The sequence below is a fragment of the Paenibacillus sp. ClWae2A genome, assembly GCF_032452295.1.
Taxonomy (GTDB): domain Bacteria; phylum Bacillota; class Bacilli; order Paenibacillales; family Paenibacillaceae; genus Paenibacillus.
On record NZ_JAULSQ010000012.1, the window covers coordinates 168,727 to 185,104 of the forward strand.

The 16,378-nt window shown below is 48.1% G+C and carries 16 protein-coding genes and 8 tRNA genes; all 24 read right to left on the reverse strand.

The genetic code is table 11. The annotated features are described in order from the left end of the window. Positions 1-90: 90 nt before the first annotated feature. On the reverse strand, positions 91-1,038 hold the full coding sequence (locus QVE09_RS25745; protein ID WP_315939111.1) for a ribose-phosphate diphosphokinase: 948 nt from the start codon (positions 1,036-1,038) through the stop codon (positions 91-93). Between the two features lie 76 nt (positions 1,039-1,114). Beyond that, positions 1,115-1,939, reverse strand: coding sequence for a histidinol-phosphatase HisJ (hisJ, locus tag QVE09_RS25750; protein ID WP_315939112.1), 825 nt, complete (start codon positions 1,937-1,939; stop codon positions 1,115-1,117). Positions 1,940-1,951: 12 nt separating this feature from the next. Then, positions 1,952-2,686, reverse strand: coding sequence for a bifunctional phosphoribosyl-AMP cyclohydrolase/phosphoribosyl-ATP diphosphatase HisIE (hisIE, locus tag QVE09_RS25755; protein WP_127546306.1), 735 nt, complete (start codon positions 2,684-2,686; stop codon positions 1,952-1,954). Beyond that, positions 2,679-3,440 (reverse strand): imidazole glycerol phosphate synthase subunit HisF, encoded by a 762-nt coding sequence (gene hisF / locus QVE09_RS25760; RefSeq protein ID WP_017691268.1) that lies wholly within the window; start codon positions 3,438-3,440, stop codon positions 2,679-2,681. Before hisF ends, hisIE begins: the two co-directional genes overlap by 8 nt. A 30-nt stretch (positions 3,441-3,470) precedes the next feature. Beyond that, positions 3,471-4,205, reverse strand: coding sequence for a 1-(5-phosphoribosyl)-5-[(5-phosphoribosylamino)methylideneamino]imidazole-4-carboxamide isomerase (gene hisA, locus QVE09_RS25765; protein WP_047841450.1), 735 nt, complete (start codon positions 4,203-4,205; stop codon positions 3,471-3,473). Between the two features lie 62 nt (positions 4,206-4,267). Beyond that, complete coding sequence (gene hisH, locus QVE09_RS25770; RefSeq protein ID WP_315939113.1) at positions 4,268-4,894, reverse strand: imidazole glycerol phosphate synthase subunit HisH; 627 nt, start codon at positions 4,892-4,894, stop codon at positions 4,268-4,270. Positions 4,895-4,897: 3 nt separating this feature from the next. Next, positions 4,898-5,527: an imidazoleglycerol-phosphate dehydratase HisB gene (gene hisB, locus QVE09_RS25775; RefSeq protein ID WP_315939114.1), complete on the reverse strand. Its 630-nt coding sequence runs from the start codon at positions 5,525-5,527 to the stop codon at positions 4,898-4,900. After that, on the reverse strand, positions 5,520-6,824 hold the full coding sequence (gene hisD, locus QVE09_RS25780; RefSeq protein ID WP_315939115.1) for a histidinol dehydrogenase: 1,305 nt from the start codon (positions 6,822-6,824) through the stop codon (positions 5,520-5,522). The genes hisB and hisD overlap by 8 nt, the downstream gene beginning before the upstream one ends. A 139-nt stretch (positions 6,825-6,963) precedes the next feature. Then, positions 6,964-7,623: an ATP phosphoribosyltransferase gene (hisG, locus tag QVE09_RS25785; protein WP_315939116.1), complete on the reverse strand. Its 660-nt coding sequence runs from the start codon at positions 7,621-7,623 to the stop codon at positions 6,964-6,966. Position 7,624: 1 nt separating this feature from the next. After that, the gene (locus QVE09_RS25790) at positions 7,625-8,827 is read right to left on the reverse strand and encodes an ATP phosphoribosyltransferase regulatory subunit (RefSeq protein WP_315939117.1); all 1,203 of its coding nucleotides are present in this window, start codon (positions 8,825-8,827) and stop codon (positions 7,625-7,627) included. A 389-nt stretch (positions 8,828-9,216) separates the two neighbouring features. After that, positions 9,217-9,759: an acyltransferase gene (locus tag QVE09_RS25795; RefSeq protein WP_036616162.1), complete on the reverse strand. Its 543-nt coding sequence runs from the start codon at positions 9,757-9,759 to the stop codon at positions 9,217-9,219. Beyond that, a complete protein-coding gene (gene ppaX / locus QVE09_RS25800) occupies positions 9,756-10,412 on the reverse strand; it encodes a pyrophosphatase PpaX (protein ID WP_017691276.1) in 657 nt (218 codons plus the stop codon). Before ppaX ends, QVE09_RS25795 begins: the two co-directional genes overlap by 4 nt. A 6-nt stretch (positions 10,413-10,418) precedes the next feature. Beyond that, the gene (lgt, locus tag QVE09_RS25805; RefSeq protein WP_315939118.1) at positions 10,419-11,444 is read right to left on the reverse strand and encodes a prolipoprotein diacylglyceryl transferase; all 1,026 of its coding nucleotides are present in this window, start codon (positions 11,442-11,444) and stop codon (positions 10,419-10,421) included. A 121-nt stretch (positions 11,445-11,565) separates the two neighbouring features. Continuing rightward, the gene (gene hprK / locus QVE09_RS25810; protein WP_091011999.1) at positions 11,566-12,504 is read right to left on the reverse strand and encodes an HPr(Ser) kinase/phosphatase; all 939 of its coding nucleotides are present in this window, start codon (positions 12,502-12,504) and stop codon (positions 11,566-11,568) included. Positions 12,505-12,924: 420 nt separating this feature from the next. Next, a complete protein-coding gene (locus QVE09_RS25815) occupies positions 12,925-14,052 on the reverse strand; it encodes an ABC transporter ATP-binding protein (RefSeq protein WP_017691279.1) in 1,128 nt (375 codons plus the stop codon). Positions 14,053-14,155: 103 nt separating this feature from the next. Beyond that, a complete protein-coding gene (locus QVE09_RS25820) occupies positions 14,156-15,352 on the reverse strand; it encodes a PucR family transcriptional regulator (protein WP_315939119.1) in 1,197 nt (398 codons plus the stop codon). Positions 15,353-15,495: 143 nt separating this feature from the next. Next, positions 15,496-15,568 (reverse strand) — tRNA-Lys (locus QVE09_RS25825). Between the two features lie 7 nt (positions 15,569-15,575). After that, positions 15,576-15,661, reverse strand: a tRNA-Tyr gene (locus tag QVE09_RS25830). Positions 15,662-15,673: 12 nt separating this feature from the next. After that, positions 15,674-15,746 (reverse strand) — tRNA-Phe (locus QVE09_RS25835). A gap of 21 nt (positions 15,747-15,767) precedes the next feature. Further along, a tRNA-Asp gene (locus tag QVE09_RS25840) sits at positions 15,768-15,845 on the reverse strand. A gap of 9 nt (positions 15,846-15,854) precedes the next feature. Further along, positions 15,855-15,930 (reverse strand) — tRNA-Thr (locus tag QVE09_RS25845). Positions 15,931-15,935: 5 nt separating this feature from the next. After that, positions 15,936-16,011, reverse strand: a tRNA-Val gene (locus QVE09_RS25850). A gap of 9 nt (positions 16,012-16,020) precedes the next feature. Beyond that, a tRNA-Met gene (locus QVE09_RS25855) sits at positions 16,021-16,097 on the reverse strand. Between the two features lie 43 nt (positions 16,098-16,140). Then, a tRNA-Ser gene (locus QVE09_RS25860) sits at positions 16,141-16,232 on the reverse strand. Between the last annotated feature and the right edge of the window lie 146 nt (positions 16,233-16,378).

The following is a 16,378-nucleotide window of genomic DNA, read 5'->3' on the forward strand; positions in this document are numbered from 1 at the left end:
AAGAGCTAAAACAAAAAAACCGTGCTGAGCAGACAACAACTCAGACACGGAACAGTTCATCTGGCAGCACACCGTTATATCCTCGATGCTCTAAATTCCAGAATCCTTAAACAATGTGGCCATGGAGCCACCATCCACAATAATGCGTATAGCGCGGGCCAGCATTGGCGCAACAGGTAACACTTTGAAGCATTCAGGGTGGTCATCTGGCAGTGCGATCGAGTCCGTAACTACCACCTCTTCAATAGACGGGTGATTCAATTTACTTAATGCCCCATCCGAGAACAATCCGTGTGTTGCACATACATATACATTTTTGGACCCACGTTCCTTCAACCCTTCCACAACATTCAGAATGGTTGTTCCGGTGTCGATCAGATCCTCAATAATAATAGGTGTCCGGCCTTCTACATCACCAATGACATGGGTAATCACCGATTCATTATGGCTTGGACGTTTCTTGATCATAATGGCAAATGGAGAATCCAGACGGTTCGCCAGCTTCTCTGCCATCGATGCTCGTCCCGCATCCGGGGAGACTACAACAGGGTTCTCAATTCCTTTGCTTAACAAATAATCACTAATCAGATCCAGCGATGTCATATGGTCAACCGGAATGTTGAAGAATCCCTGAATGGCCGCTGCGTGCAGATCGATCGTTACCACTCGATTGGCACCAGCTGTCGTTAATACATCTGCTACCATCTTGGCCGAGATCGGCTCCCGTGGAGCGGATTTGCGCTCTTGACGAGCATAGCCATAATACGGAACAATGATGTTCACAGTGCGCGCTGAAGCCCTTTTTGCGGCATCAATCATCACCAACAGCTCGACAAACAGCTCATTGATCGGATGAGACAACGACTGTACCAGAAACACATCACAATTACGGATCGTTTCTTCATAGTGAACGTATATTTCTCCGCTCTTGAACCTGGACAGCTTGATCTTGCCCAGTTGTACACCCAGCTTGTCACATACCTGTTCTGCCAGCTTAGGGTTCGATGAACCGGAAAAAATACGTAACGAATGCTGCATAATGCCCTCCCGAGGGTTGAAGTCCCTATATAATCCCTTAGCTAAAAGGTTATTTCCCTCATTATACTCCACTGGCTTATACATTTAAAGGAATGAACGAGCGATGACGGCCTTCAAAAACAGCCACTTCCGTACAGCCCAACTCATGTAAAAGTGCTTCAGCTTCTGGCAAATAATCCCCAAGCTTCAGTGGGTCATGTGCATCAGAACCCATGGTTAATGGGATGCCCAATCGAATGGCTTCCGTCAGCATTCTGCGACTAGGGAACATCTCGGCACAAGGCTTCGATAACCCGGAAGCATTCAACTCCATGGCGCAGCCACTTTTGGCAATAGCCTGCAGCGCTGCGTTCTCCAGTGGGATACGTTCTTCTGTCTGCTCCGCTGAAGGAACAAAACCGAAGCGTTTAATGACATCCGTATGGCCCATAATATCGTACATGCCCGTCGCAGCTGCCTTGCTTACGGCATCGTAGTACTGACGATATACTTCAAGGATGTCTTTGCCCTCCCAGTGATGGGTCTGGCGGAAATCCGTAATGTCCCATTCCCCGAGGAAATGAACGGAGCCAATTACATAGTCCCATGGATAACGCTCAATGATCGCACGGATCTCTGTTTCCCAGCCTTCAATATAGTCACCTTCCAGACCAACACGTACGTCAATCTGCCCACGGTAACGTTCTTTCAGGGAAAAACACTCCTCTACGTAACGCGGCAGTTCATCCATAGGCATCGCCATTTCCGGATAATATTGAGCCGGATCGACATGCAACAAGGGCATGTGATCGGACAATCCAATCTGGGATAGTCCGATCTCCACACCACGCTGCACGTACTCTTCCAGTTTGCCAACGGCATGTCCACACCGCTCATGGTGTGTGTGATAGTCTATACGCACGAAACTCGCCTCCTAATCGCGGCGAGGCCGTTCATGACGGCGGCTCAGCTCTGACATAATGTCGTCCAGCGGCAGCTTGCGCTCTTGTAACAGGACGAGCAGGTGATACATCAGGTCACTGACTTCCAGACGAAGCTCGTCGTTATCTTTATTTTTGGCGGCAATGATCGTTTCGGACGCTTCTTCACCGATTTTTTTCAGTATTTTGTCTACGCCTTTATCAAACAGATACGTTGTATATGCACCCTCAGGACGCTCACGTTCACGCTCTGCAATAACGGATTCCAGTTCAGCCAATACCTCAAAGCGACTTTCGGAACCGGAACTTGCAGAAGCAGATGCCGCACCCGCTTCATCCGAAGCCTTGTCTGCCGATTTCTCTGGCAAGCCAATGATCTCATTATGGAAACAAGTTACCGCCCCTGTATGGCAAGCAGGACCGTTCGGTTTCACCTCAACCAACAAAGTATCGCCATCACAATCATATTTTAGGGAAGTAATCGTCTGCACGTTGCCAGATGTTGCCCCTTTATGCCACAACTCCTGACGCGAGCGTGACCAGAACCACGTCTCACCGGATTCAAGCGACAACTTCAGAGATTCGCGATTCATATAAGCCATCATTAAGACTTCCCGAGTATCCACATCCTGCACAATGGCAGGAACCAATCCGTCACTCCAACGAATGTGTTCCACAACCTGTTCCAAGGACAACTGTTCCTTGATTTCATCGCTCACTTTAGTCACGGATCTCCACCCCTTGTTCTCTCAAATGTTGTTTTAACGCCGGTACGGCGATTTCTTTGTAATGGAAAATCGTTGCGGCCAGCCCTGCGTCCGCTTTGCCTGTGGTAAATACATCATAAAAATGAGATTCCTTGCCCGCACCGCCCGATGCGATGACTGGAATACGCACAGATTCGGATACTGCTGCCGTCAGCTTCAGATCAAAGCCGTCTTTTGTTCCGTCCGCATCCATACTTGTGAGAAGAATCTCCCCCGCGCCCAAGCTCTCAGCCTGTTTAACCCATTCCAGCGCCTTGATCCCGGAGGGTTTCCGTCCACCATGGGTATAGACTTCCCACTCGCCCCAAGCTTCGTTATACTTGGCATCAATCGCTACCACGATACACTGCGAGCCAAAGCGACGTGCACCATCTGCAATCAACTGCGGATTAAGTACCGCGGCTGTATTCACTGCAATTTTATCCGCTCCTGCACGGAGAATCCGCTTCATGTCCTCTACCTTGGAGATGCCACCACCTACCGTAAAGGGAATAGCAATCTCGCCCGCCGTCTGCCGCACGACTTCTTCCATCGTTTCGCGACCTTCTACCGAAGCGGAGATATCGAGAAACACCAATTCGTCCGCGCCCTCGCGGTCATATAGTGCCGCCAGCTCTACCGGATCACCCGCATCGCGGAGATTAACGAAGTTGACGCCTTTGACGACCCGGCCGTCCTTCACGTCCAGACAGGGGATGATTCTTTTTGCCAGCATGCTACCTCTTCCTCTCTATCCGAATATCCCTTACTTATTGACCGCACGTACCGCTTCAGACAGATCGATACTTCCCGTATACAGTGCCTTACCCACAATTGCTCCACCAACACCATCATCCGCGTGGCGACTCAGACGAAGTAGATCATCCATTACACTTACACCGCCGGAAGCAATAACCGTCCGTCCGCTTGCCTTGGCTAGAGACACAATCGCTTCCACATTAGGACCCTGCATCATACCATCACGGGAAATATCCGTAAAGATAAACGTTTCTGCCCCATACGCCGCCAATTCCTTCGCGAGTACCTCTGCCTGTACTTCCGATGTTTCAAGCCATCCGCGGGTTGCTACGTAACCATTACGAGCGTCAATACCAATTGCCACTTTGTCGCCGTAACGTCCCAATACTTCCTCTGTAAAAGCACGATCCTCAATGGCTGCTGTTCCAATGATCAGCCGGCTAACACCCAGACCCAGCAAACGTTCTACATCCGCTACTGTACGAAGTCCGCCGCCCACCTGAACAGGTACATTCACAGCCGAGGCAATCCGCCCGATCAGCTCATCGTTAACAGGATGACCCGCTTTGGCACCATCCAGATCCACTAGATGGACATATGTACCGCCTTGTTTCTCCCAGGATAAAGCCACTTGAACCGGGTCATCGTTATACACGGTCTCCTGATTATAATCTCCCTGCACCAGTCTTACACATTTGCCGTCCCGGATATCAATCGCCGGATATAGGATAAAAGATGACATACAAGGCCTCCTGAATATGAATTAGATTTGTACGCTTTCTATAGTTAAGCAGAGATGATGCTTTACCTTTGTACAGGTGCTCCTGTCAGAGCCAAAAAGTTGCCGAGCAACTTCATACCAAGCTCTCCACTTTTCTCCGGGTGGAATTGCATGCCGAAGTTGGATCCTCTGCCTACAATGGCTGTCACCGGATGTCCGTAATCCGTTACCGCCAGCAGATCGTCCCTGTTTTCAGTAAGCGCATGATAGGAATGGACAAAATAGACGTGACCTGCCTCAAGCCCCGTAAATAGCGGATTTTCCGCGTGCAGGAACTCCAATCGGTTCCATCCCATATGAGGAACTTTCAGCTCTCCTGGTGCAAATCGCACCACTTTACCTGGCAAAATATCCAGTCCCTCATGTTCGCCATGCTCTTCACTTGAGCTGAACAACAATTGCATGCCCAGACAGATACCGAGCAGTGGCTTGGACCCGGCAGCTGCTTCCTTCACCACCGTATCCAGTCCACTCTCCCGCAGATGAACCATCGCATCACCAAAAGCACCTACGCCTGGCAGAATGACACCATCTGCGCCAAGAATCTCTCCCCGGTCACCCGTGACCAGCGCTTCGTAGCCAAGACGTTCGACCGCTTTGCCGACGCTGTGCAGGTTACCCATACCGTAATCGACAATTGCAATCGCCATCGTCTACAGCACTCCCTTCGTGGAAGGCACACCCGTTACACGTGGATCAATCATCGTTGCTTCATCCAGCGCACGTCCCAATGCCTTAAAGATCGCTTCAATCATGTGGTGGGTGTTCTGACCATAGTGCACAATGACATGTAACGTAATCCGAGCTTCCAGCGCCAATTTCCACAGGAATTCATGTACCAGCTCCGTGGAGAAACTGCCTACCTGTTGGGAAGGGTATTCTGCACGGTATTCAAAGTGAGGTCGGTTACTCACGTCAATAATGACCTGAGCAAGTGCCTCGTCCATCGGTACAAAAACACTGGCGTAACGCTTAATACCGCGTTTATCACCCAACGCTTCTCGCAACGTCTGTCCCAGACAGATTCCGATGTCTTCAACCGTGTGATGATCGTCGATATCAATATCTCCACGGGCCTGCACGTTCAGATCGAATTGTCCGTGCTTCGTGAACAGATCCAGCATATGGTTCAGGAAAGGTACATCCGTTTCAAGCGTGGATTGTCCTGTTCCATCTACATTAAAGGCCAATTGGATATTGGTCTCGTTCGTTTTGCGGTCAACCTCTGCTTGGCGCACTGCACCTTTATTTTCAAGTTCAACACCATTATTTTGCTTATCCATTGTCCGATTCCGCCTTTCCTTCCTGTTCTAACCGTACAGCGATTGCACGGGCATGCCCTTCAAGACCCTCATGGCGGGCCAACTCTATAATAGCCGCTCCGTTCTGCAGCAGCGCTTCTTTACTATAATAGATCAGACTCGATTTCTTGATAAAATCATCTACGTCCACTGGAGAACTGAATCGTGCAGTTCCATTTGTCGGAATAATGTGATTTGGTCCGGCAAAATAATCCCCTACCGGCTCCGAGCTGTACGGGCCGAGGAAGATCGCTCCGGCATTCTCGATCCGGCCAGCGTAAGCCATCGGCTCCTGCACCATGATCTCCAGATGCTCCGGTGCAAGCCGGTTCACCACGTCGATTCCTTCATCAATGGAATCGACCACAATAATCGCCCCATACTGCTCCACGGAAGCAGCAGCGATATCGCGCCGCGGCAGCACTTCAAGCTGTCGCTGTACTTCGCCCTGCACGGCTTCCGCCAGCACGGCCGAATTCGTGACGAGAATGGCCGATGCCATCTCGTCATGTTCCGCCTGCGACAACAGGTCGGCGGCGACATACACCGGATTCGCCGTATCATCGGCGAGTACCACAATCTCACTCGGCCCGGCGATACTGTCGATATCGACCACACCGTACACCTCGCGCTTCGCGAGCGCCACGTAAATATTGCCCGGTCCACAGATCTTGTCGACCGGTGCAATACTCTCCGTGCCGTAAGCGAGGGCGGCGATGGCTTGAGCGCCGCCAACCCGGTACATCTCGCTCACGCCTGCTTCCGCAGCAGCAACGAGAATGTACGGGTTAATACCTTCGCCACCGTTCGTAGACGGCGGCGTCACGAGAACAATTTCCGGCACGCCTGCCACCTGTGCCGGAATCACATTCATCAGCACAGACGATGGATACGCTGCTTTGCCGCCAGGTACATAGACGCCGACCCGCTTCAGCGGTCGGATGACCTGGCCCAACAGGCTGCCGTCCGGCTGCCAATCCATCCACGAGTTGCGTTTCTGTTTCTCGTGAAACGCACGAATGTTGGCGGCGGCTTGCCGAATCGCCGTCACAAAGGATGGCTCCACGGCTGCATAAGCCGCCTGCAGCTCTTCCTGAGGCACGCGCAATTCCGCGGCCGTCAGCTTTGTGCGATCCAGCTGCTCCGTGTAACGCAGCAGTGCCGTATCACCCTCACGGCGAATGTCACTGACAATACGCCGTACCGTTTCATTTTGCTCTGGCGTGCCATACTCCACTTCCCGCTTCAGATCAAACTCCCGTGCAGGTACAATTTTCATACGTACAACCTCCTTATCCCCTGTAATGCCTGCCTTTTTATGGCCAATTCGTTTCTTTGTTATGTCTCTTACTCTTACTCTTACTCTTGCTTCTGCTTCTGCTCTACATGTTTCTCATCTATATTTCTGACGCAATAGTTTATCCCCGAAGGCTTCCCGCCGATATCTCATTCGATGCCGGAATAACCTGCTGAAGTGCATCACACAAAGCCTGGATTCGTGCATTTTTCATCCGATAACTTACCCGATTGGCGATAAGACGGCTGGTGATGTCCAGAATGCCTGTCATCTCCACCAATCCGTTCTCGCGCAGTGTCTGACCTGTCTCCACCAGATCGACGATTCGATCTGCCAGACCAATCAAAGGCGCAAGCTCAATGGAACCATTCAGCTTGATCACCTCGACCTGCTGCCCCTGCTCCCGGAAATACTGTGAAGCTATTTTCGGATACTTCGTTGCAACACGTTGCTGGATGCCTGGCTTCCAGTCTGGAAGTCCGATCACAGACATACGGCACTGGGCGATTCCCAGGTTTAACAGTTCGTACACGTCCCGATCTTCCTCCAGCAGCACGTCTTTACCAACAATTCCGATATCGGCAACACCGTACTCCACATACGTTGGAACATCTACGGGCTTCGCCATAATGAATTCCATTCCCGCTTCCGGCACTTCAATGACCAATCTGCGTGTATCGTCTACGTCTTCTGGAATATCCAGCCCCGCTTCACGAAACAATTTGGAGGCTTTTTTATAGATTCGGCCCTTCGGCATGGCCACCTTCAGAATATCCGACATCTCAGCGTCCTCCTTCTTCTTCAGATCCATAAGTAATAACCTGCTCAGCCTGAACGGTTGTTGCTCCAGCAGATACAGCACTTGCCCCAGCCCCGTCTTCAGGAAGGAGGAGTGTGACTACATTTAGTCCCATACTGCGTAATCTTGCCGCTTCTGTTAGTGCCTCGGCCCGACGTTTCGGGCTATATTGGATAAGTATCGTTTTTTTCTCTTCAATGACAATGCCATGAACGCCATCAATAATCCGGTTCGTTTTCAGTGCAAACCCTGTAGCTGGCAACGAGCGCCCAAACTGTTGTAAGAGATTATCATACCGTCCGCCACTACATACCGGAGATCCCAGTTCTGCTGCATATCCTTCAAACGTCATGCCCGTATAATAGGAGAAATCACCGATCATCGTCAGATCAATCAGTACATGCTCGGATACACCGTACGCTTCCAACACTTCAAATACGGCACATAGATGTGCAATCGACTGTGCTGCTTCAGCGCTTGAACTTAGCTCTACCGCATGTGTGCATACTTCCTTACCACCGCGCAGACGCAGGATCGCTTCTAGCTGTTCTTTCAACTTAGGCTCCAGATTCAATGCTTCAATGGACTGACGATAGCCCACATAATCACGTCCGAGCAGCCCTTCCTTCAATTGCTCCTGCTCCGCTGTCTGGCCTGGGATCACTTCCTCCAGTAATCCGTTCAGGAATCCCATATGGCCCATCGCTATTTTAAAAGAAGACACACCCGCTGCCTGCAAAGAGGCAATCGCAAGCGCAACAACTTCTGCATCCGCCTCAGGTGAGTCATCTCCAACCAGCTCCACGCCCGTCTGGAAAAATTCAGCCTCACGTCCAGCTTCCTCTTCAATAGAACGGAATACGTTCGCATGATAGGACAGACGCAGCGGTAACTGCTCATCTTTGAGCATGGATGAAACTACGCGTGCAATCGGAGCCGTTAGATCCGATCTGAGTACCAGTGTAGTTCCCCGGCTGTTTAGCAATTTAAATAATTTGCGATCTGATGTAGAGCTTGCTACACCTACCGTGTCGTAGTATTCAATCGTTGGTGTGATGATCTGGCGGTAACCCCAGCGTTCCATACATTCCAGTACATTCCGCTCAATCATCCGCAACTTGGATACTACATGTGGTGTATAGTCGCGAAATCCGGTCGGTTTTTCAAATCCTTTTGGTTTGGACATTGGTATTATTCACCCCGAGTCAGTAATTTAAGAGTGGTGCTCGTTCTATTTCAACAGGATTTATGTAGTGTAAATCCCCATGCTATCTTGTAACCTTGAATCACCGTATTGCTGCAAAAGCCTTCAACTATTGGTTTAGTTCAACCTTTATCACGTTTAATTTCTCCAAGAATACTTTCACATGGTAAAGTGCTAACAAACTAAAGGATATGGGATATGATAACATGAAATCCGCACTACCGTCAACAATACCAAAGCTTGATTGACCTTGGAACGATATATCGTTTTATATACACACCGTTACGCTCACCAATCGGTATTTATATACGAAAAAAGCTGCCATAAGCAGCTTTTTACTTCAACCCATCTTCATTCATTACTTTATTGACTCAATGCACACTACCCTGAGAAGAATCATCCGTGTTAAAGACAGTTTCTTCCGTAGAAGCTGCCGCACGGGATAAATCACGCAGTGGATTACCTCCAACAAAAGCTCCTGGTGCAACATCCTTATGTACGACTGCTCCAGCAGCCACAACGGCTCCATCTCCTATAGTTACCCCGGGCAGAATCGTTGTGTTAGCACCAATCAGTACATTTTCCCCGATAATCACCTCACCGAGCCTGTACTCCTTAATGAGATACTCATGAGCGAGAATCGTTGTGTTGTAACCGATGACCGAGTTTTCGCCGACCGTTATTTTCTCCGGAAAAAACACATCCACCATCACCATCAGGCCAAAGGCCGTGTGTTTTCCCACCTTCATACCGAGCATTCGGCGGTAAATCCAATTTTTCACCGATAGGATCGGACAGTAGCGTGACAATTGGATCCAGATAAAATTACGAACGCCCTTCCACGGACTCACTGTCTTGTAGATATGCCAAAGTGCATTCTGGTCCTCTACCGGATAGCGGGTTACTTTTCTCATGAACGTCCCGTTTCAATACGGATGAGTTTCAACAAATCTCTCATGTCGTGCAACATATGATCGGGTCCATATCCGTTCAGAATTGTTTCCCCTTTAAGAGACCATGCAACCCCCGCCGAAAGAGCGCCCGCATTTTGAGCCGATTGGATATCCACCGGACTGTCACCCACCATTAACGTTTTGGCAGGATCTGCACCCAATTCCGTCATGGCTTTCAGTACAGGTTCAGCGTGCGGCTTCGGATTCGTCACATCGGTCACTGTTACAATTGTCTTCATATATTTCAGTAGGTCAAAACGCTCCAGCACCTTTAATGTAGATGGACGAATCTTGGTTGTGACCACACCCATAACAATGCCAGCCTGATGCAGCGCCTCTACTACCTCAATAACATGTGGAAAAGGTCTAACCATCGCTTCATGATGGATATCATTATAAGCACGGTAACCCTTCACGTACTCGGAGACTTCCTCCTGGCCAGAAAAGGTGCGCATTTGCTGCTCCAGTGTGCCACCCATATGTGGAATGATCTGTTCCCGTGTCCATGGAGCTGAATGCTCCCATCCCCCCATGACATGCTGGAATGAGCTGATAATCAACTCATTGGTATCAATAATCGTTCCGTCCAGATCAAACAATACCGTGTCAATCATGTTGCATTACTCCTTTTTATCATCAACTTGCTTGGATTCATCTTTGGCTGGAGGTGTTAACTTATTCTCTTTGCCAGCAACTGTTCCCGTATGCTCCATATCATCTGAGGTAACTTTGGACGATACAATCGGATCACTATAACGAACATCTGCTTTACCTGTCACTCTTCTCACCACAATGAATACAACAGCAACAATAATGATGCCAATCGCGAGTAGTTGTGAGATTCTTACGTTACCGTAAGCAGGATCAAGATATCCTTGTTCAAAGCCCATTGCAGTCATTGGAGACCACAACCCGTTCACTAGTGAAGCAACCCACTGCGGAGCCTGGAAGCCCAGACTGTCCGTACGTAGAGCTTCAATGAAGAAACGACCGATAGAGTACCAGATGAAATAAGACATGAACAGTTCACCTGAACGCAGAAACTTCTGACGACGCAGAACCAACAGCAAGACCAGGCCAACGAGACTCCACATCGATTCATACAAAAATGCAGGATGGTGGAATATGCCCTCTACGTTCATTTGATTTACAATAAAGTCCGGCAGATGAAGCTTGTCTCTCAAAAATGATTCTTCCACAGGACCGCCGTAGGCTTCCTGATTCACAAAGTTCCCCCAGCGTCCGATCATCTGTCCAACGATCAGTCCAGGCGCACAGATATCGGCCATACGCCAGAAGTTATACCCTTTACGACGGAAGAAAATAACTGCACAGATGATTGCACCAATAAGGGCACCATAGATGGCAATACCGCCATTCCATATTTTAAAGACATCCCAGAAATTATCCTTATAATCTTCCCATTTAAATGCTACGTAGTAGATGCGGGCACCAATAATGGCAGATGGCACACCCAGCAGGACCATGTCCATGAACACTTCCTGTGGAATATTGTATCGTTTGCCCTCCCGGATCACGAGCAGGAGTCCTATAAGTGCCGCGGCACCAAGAATAAGCCCGTACCAGTGAACCTTTAACGCTCCAATAGAGAACGCAATCGGGTTCAACAGTAATAATGTATCCATTCATTCACACTCCTATTTATTCGATCAATCGCACGCATGACGAATGGTTGGCATACCCTGCGCCTTAAGAGAAGCAGTACATGTCAACCATTTATCTTCATTTTCTTGTATAAAATATTTCTTAATCCATGTCTTCCATATCTTCCGAGATGGTTGCTGTCAGCTTGTTCGTGAATTGCAGTGCAGCATTAAGACCCATCTGTTTCAGACGATAGTTCATGCCTGCTACTTCAATAATAACCGCCAAGTTCCGTCCCGGACGAACAGGGATTGTAACGAGAGGCACATCCGTATCAATGATACGTGTAGTCTCTTCATCCAGACCCAGACGATCGTATTGTTTATCCTGCTGCCATGCTTCCAGACGTACAACCAACGTAATCCGTTTGTTATTTCGAACCGCACCAGCTCCGAACAATGTCATGACGTTGATAATACCGACACCTCGAATTTCGAGCAAGTGGCGGATCAATTCAGGTGCTGTGCCGTGCAGCTGAAAATCAGACGTCTGGCGGATCTCTACCGCATCATCGGCAATCAGTCGGTGTCCACGTTTAACCAGTTCAAGTGCTGTTTCACTCTTACCAATACCGCTACTACCTGTGATCAGCATACCTACACCATAGACATCACAAAGTACACCATGAATCGTTGCAGTAGGTGCTAATTTGCCCTCCAAAAATCCGGTAATCCGGCTGGACAGAATCGTTGTTGCCATATTACTGCGCAATACAGCCAGGTCCCGTTCTTCACTGATATCAATCAGCTCTTGCGGTACTTCAAGTCCACGTGTGACAACGATACAAGGCGTCTCTTCCGTACAAAGACGTTGCATACGATCACGCCGCTCTTGCTCGGGTAACATTGCAAAAAAGGCTAACTCCGTTCTTCCAAGTAGCTGCACCCGTTCTTGTGGATGGTATTCAAAATAACCGGCCATCTCCAGACCAGGACGGTTCAGATCATCCACCGTAATGACTCTTTTCAATCCGTGAGATCCAGAAACAACCTCCAACTGAAATTGCTGCACCAGTTCAGATACTTTCACTTTTTTCGCCATTTGTCTCTTCCTTTCAGCATTAGCTGTCCCTCTATGTACATCAGATCGTGTATCAGTTATTTCCATTATTAGCGCATTCACAACATGGGGTACGGAATGCATACCCTTCCAACAGTCGATCCTCTCAAATATATGAAGACAGACCTTCAAATAATCTTAAATGAATTCCGGGATGAATGCAATCGCAGCCTCCGACAGCCATTAGTAAGAAAAGGCTTCTGATCTAAGCATCTTCTAGGATACTACATTCGTAGTTTAGCAGTTGTTTTTCTGGCGATTATTGAATCTTTCAGCCCCGCTGAAAACTTATAAATCCAATAATCTTAAAAAAGCCCCTTCCAGCAATAACGGAAGGGGCTCTCATTACAATGTATAATTGCGTTAACTGTCAGGTTCCATCGTCACCGAGGAATCCCAGTATTATTTGTCTTGAAGAAGTACGTTCACTTCAGTCTCTTTGTCAAAGATATGAACTTTGTTCATGTCGATGGCCATTTTAACTGTGGAACCATCACGAGTGTTAGAACGTCCGTCTACACGTGCAATCGTTGTATCATTACCAACACCGCTCAAGTAGAGGAGCATTTCGTGACCCAGGTTCTCTGTAACATCTACGTGTGTAGAGAATACAGAATTCGGGGATGCTTCCAGGAATACTGGCTCTTCGTGAATGTCTTCTGGACGAACACCCAGAATCACTTCTTTGCCAATGTATCCTCTAGATTTCAGTACTTGTGCTTTACCTTGCGGGATTTCAACATCCACACCAGGAGCTATGAAATGCATGCTAGTACCTTGCTCAGCGAGTTTACCCGAGATAAAGTTCATTGTCGGGGAACCGATGAAACCAGCTACGAACAGGTTAGCCGGCAGATTATACAACTCTTCCGGAGAAGCTGCTTGTTGGATGATACCATCCTTCATAACAACGATCCGATCACCCATCGTCATCGCTTCGATCTGGTCATGCGTTACGTAGATAACAGTTGTTTCCAAACGTTTCGCAAGTTTAGTGATCTCTGCACGCATTTGACCACGCAGTTTGGCATCCAAGTTGGAGAGAGGCTCATCCATCAAGAACACTTGTGGATCACGGACAATCGCACGTCCCAAAGCGACACGTTGACGTTGACCACCGGACAATGCCTTAGGTTTACGCTCAAGCAAATGCTCGATATCCAAGATTTTAGCTGCTTCACGTACACGTTTGTCGATCTCATCTTTTTTAACCTTACGCAATTTCAAACCAAACGCCATGTTTTGATATACGCTCATATGCGGATACAAGGCATAGGATTGGAATACCATCGCGATATCGCGGTCTTTAGGTGCAACATCATTAACGACACGGTCACCGATATAGAGTTTACCTTCAGAAATTTCCTCAAGGCCTGCGATCATACGCAGTGTTGTTGATTTACCACAACCGGACGGACCTACCAGTACCAGAAATTCTTTATCTTTAATGTCCAGGTTAATGTCAACTACAGTTGCTTTATCAGAACCCGGGTATTTTTTGAAAATATGCTCTAAACGTACTCCAGCCATGATTGTTGCCTCCTCAGAGATCATTTTGTAATCGAATACAATTTGTATTTTTATAATACCCTATCTACGTGAGGTTTGACTATTCGCAAACTGCACAAAAATATCAATGCTTTTTCGTCACTTTGTACATAAGCAGTAAAAACTGCACTAGAACAGCACTTTCGAAGTGCCTTACATCGTAACCAATCTCCTGTTTGATCTTGTCCAGACGGTAAACCAACGTATTACGATGAATGAAAAGTCGTTTGGCTGTCTCGCTTACATTACAGTCCAGGCTAAAAAAGGTCTCCAGCGTAGCAAGCGTCTCACTGTCATTGAAGATTAACGTGCCTTTGCCTGTTTCCTGTATAAAACGTATCCGTTGATCATCTGGAATACTCGCTACCAACCGTTCCAGATGCAGATCCCATGGGAGATGAATATGCTGCGTAACATGGAATGCTCTCCCCAAGTGAACACTTTCTTTAAGAAGAGTTGTGACCGATACTAGTTGTTGCGCAGGAATGCATGGCAGAGATGCAGACAGATGGAACACCCCAGCCCACTCACTGGCAACCAATTCATGCAACCCCAGACAAAAAGCGTTCAGTGAATCCTTTTTGGCTTCTGTTGTATCTTCCTCAGCTTCTTCTGTAACAATTTCTTTATCACCCATGAAAATCCACTCTTGCTCACCCAAAGGGATCAAGACAATCTCCCCGCCAAAGTAACTCTCAAGCAACTTGTTGAGTTCCTTGGACCGCAAACGATGTGCATCCGGTGTATCCCCTTGCAGCAAGAAGAGAATCTTCTCAGCATTCAATCCTGCAGGCACCACAAAGCGATCAGGAACCTCTTCAGATTTCTGCTTGGTTGGTTGTTCGATCTGCCCTTTAAGCCAGAGACCCAATTCAGTCAAACACTGCTCCCTATCATTCTCATATACAACAGGCTGTGTCTCATCGGGTAGTCCCATGTTAGAACGGATCAATAGCTCAATAAATCTCCGTCTCTCCACAGTGATAGATCTTGCAGCGCATCCCCAACACACTACGGTTTCTTCCTTCTCATTCATCCGTACCTTAAAAAATATACGCTCTCCCGTATTCAAACTGATCACATCGGATGAACTTGGAGATGTAGATTGTTCAGATGATAATTCCTGACTCTCACCTTCATCACCAAAGGTATCTGAATTCTCATGATGACCTGTCAGATTCGCAACGGACTGCGTCCATTCTTCTATTGTAATTTCATATTCGTCCAAAGTTGTGCCTATAATGACTTCAATTTGCTGTTTTAAATCAGGTATGAGCTTCATATAATGAACGTCACCACTCTGCTTGTTTTATATTAGTTTATCATATCTTGCCCAGCATTAATAAATATCCATATTGAGCTAAAATCACATAACAAAAAAGAGCGACTAATCAAATTAATGATTAATCACTCTTTTCTTAAAGATGAGTCATGAAGGGCTCGAACCTTCGACACCCTGATTAAAAGTCAGGTGCTCTACCAACTGAGCTAATGACTCATAAAACTGGTGGAGGATGATGGATTCGAACCACCGAACCCGTAAGGGAGCAGATTTACAGTCTGATGCGTTTGGCCACTTCGCTAATCCTCCAGGGATTAAAGGTGGCTCGGGACGGAATCGAACCGCCGACACGAGGATTTTCAGTCCTCTGCTCTACCGACTGAGCTACCGAGCCATATTTAATTTTTAGGATTAATGGCGGAACCGACGGGATTCGAACCCGCGATCTCCTGCGTGACAGGCAGGCATGTTAGGCCAACTACACCACGGTTCCAGGCATTAATGGTGCCGGCGAGAGGACTTGAACCCCCAACCTACTGATTACAAGTCAGTTGCTCTACCAGTTGAGCTACACCGGCGTATATGGTGGAGGCTGAGGGGATCGAACCCCCGACCCTCTGCTTGTAAGGCAGATGCTCTCCCAGCTGAGCTAAGCCTCCTGGGTAATATGGTAGCGGCGGAGGGGATCGAACCCCCGACCTTACGGGTATGAACCGTACGCTCTAGCCAGCTGAGCTACACCGCCATATTAATTGTGTCTTGATTGCTTGTCCATCTTTAGGTAAAGATGGCGGAGAGAGAGGGATTCGAACCCTCGCACCGCTTACGCAGTCTAACCCCTTAGCAGAGGGTCCCCTTATAGCCACTTGGGTATCTCTCCAAATAACAATCTTCAACATCATCAAGGATTGCTCCCTGAAAACTAGATTCGAAACGAAACATGCGATTTAGAACTTGCTATTGGATAAGCCCTCGACCGATTAGTACTGGTCAGCTCCATGCATTGCTGCACTTCCACCCCCAGCC

What these genes read in the sequence shown, in the direction of transcription:
- QVE09_RS25745 (WP_315939111.1), bottom strand. Translation starts at nt 1,038, where the DNA reads ATGCAGCATTCGTTACGTATTTTTTCCGGTTCATCGAACCCTAAGCTG.
- hisF (WP_017691268.1), bottom strand. Translation starts at nt 3,440, where the DNA reads ATGCTGGCAAAAAGAATCATCCCCTGTCTGGACGTGAAGGACGGCCGG.
- hisA (WP_047841450.1), bottom strand. Translation starts at nt 4,205, where the DNA reads ATGTCATCTTTTATCCTATATCCGGCGATTGATATCCGGGACGGCAAA.
- hisH (WP_315939113.1), bottom strand. Translation starts at nt 4,894, where the DNA reads ATGGCGATTGCAATTGTCGATTACGGTATGGGTAACCTGCACAGCGTC.
- hisB (WP_315939114.1), bottom strand. Translation starts at nt 5,527, where the DNA reads ATGGATAAGCAAAATAATGGTGTTGAACTTGAAAATAAAGGTGCAGTG.
- hisD (WP_315939115.1), bottom strand. Translation starts at nt 6,824, where the DNA reads ATGAAAATTGTACCTGCACGGGAGTTTGATCTGAAGCGGGAAGTGGAG.
- hisG (WP_315939116.1), bottom strand. Translation starts at nt 7,623, where the DNA reads ATGTCGGATATTCTGAAGGTGGCCATGCCGAAGGGCCGAATCTATAAA.
- QVE09_RS25790 (WP_315939117.1), bottom strand. Translation starts at nt 8,827, where the DNA reads ATGTCCAAACCAAAAGGATTTGAAAAACCGACCGGATTTCGCGACTAT.
- QVE09_RS25795 (WP_036616162.1), bottom strand. Translation starts at nt 9,759, where the DNA reads ATGAGAAAAGTAACCCGCTATCCGGTAGAGGACCAGAATGCACTTTGG.
- ppaX (WP_017691276.1), bottom strand. Translation starts at nt 10,412, where the DNA reads ATGATTGACACGGTATTGTTTGATCTGGACGGAACGATTATTGATACC.
- lgt (WP_315939118.1), bottom strand. Translation starts at nt 11,444, where the DNA reads ATGGATACATTATTACTGTTGAACCCGATTGCGTTCTCTATTGGAGCG.
- hprK (WP_091011999.1), bottom strand. Translation starts at nt 12,504, where the DNA reads ATGGCGAAAAAAGTGAAAGTATCTGAACTGGTGCAGCAATTTCAGTTG.
- QVE09_RS25815 (WP_017691279.1), bottom strand. Translation starts at nt 14,052, where the DNA reads ATGGCTGGAGTACGTTTAGAGCATATTTTCAAAAAATACCCGGGTTCT.
- QVE09_RS25820 (WP_315939119.1), bottom strand. Translation starts at nt 15,352, where the DNA reads ATGAAGCTCATACCTGATTTAAAACAGCAAATTGAAGTCATTATAGGC.